Annotated in this window: 1 protein-coding gene; it reads left to right on the plus strand. The window is 68.7% G+C overall.

Annotated features, from left to right (window positions below):
* The coding region (locus GH737_RS14930; protein ID WP_155265544.1) for a mechanosensitive ion channel at positions 1-804 on the plus strand (804 nt) is incomplete at both ends.

Here is an 804-nt window from a genome sequence, read left to right on the forward strand (position 1 = left end):
CGCGCCGGAATCGGGCCTTCCGAAGGCACGGTGCGGACCGATCCGGCCGCGGTGCCGCCGGGAGCAACGCCGGGCGCAACGCGCGCGAGCATCGCCCGCGCGGCCGGAATCCTGGTTTATGCGCTGATCATCATCCCGTTCGCGATCGCGGCGCTGCAAGTGCTCGGGATCGAGGCGATTTCGGCGCCGGCAACGGCCATGCTCAACGACATCCTCGCGGCCATCCCGCGGGTGCTTGCCGCCGCGCTGTGGATTGGCATCGCGTTCGTCGCCGCCAAGTTCCTCAAGACGATCATCGAGGCCATCCTGCCGCCGACCGGCTTCGACGACGCGATCCGCTCGACCGGCGTGCTTCCGCCCAACGCCTTCCCGTCGCGGATTGTCGCCAACATCGCAATGATCGCGATCATCCTCGCCGCGTCGATCGAGGCCGCCAAGCAGCTCGGCGGCGGGACGATCGCGATCTTCCTCGCGCAGGTGACCGAGCTCGGCGGCAAGGTGATTTTCGGGACTTTGATCATCGTCGCCGGCATCTTCCTGGCGCGGATCATCGCCAAGCTGGTTGGCAGCGGGACGGGCGAAGGCGGCTATGCGCAGGCCCTCGTCCGCTACGCGATCATTGCCCTGTTCACGGCGATCGGGCTCACCTTCATGGGGCTTGCCGACCAGATTGTGATGCTCGCCTTTGGGCTGATCCTTGGCTCGGCCGCGATCGCCTGCGCGCTCGCCTTCGGCCTCGGCGGACGCGACGCCGCCGCGCGGGTGCTCGATCAATGGGCCGACCAGGCTGGCGGCCCGCCGATG

The organism is Sphingomonas segetis (assembly GCF_009720245.1).
Classification (GTDB): Bacteria; Pseudomonadota; Alphaproteobacteria; order Sphingomonadales; family Sphingomonadaceae; genus Sphingomicrobium; species Sphingomicrobium segetis.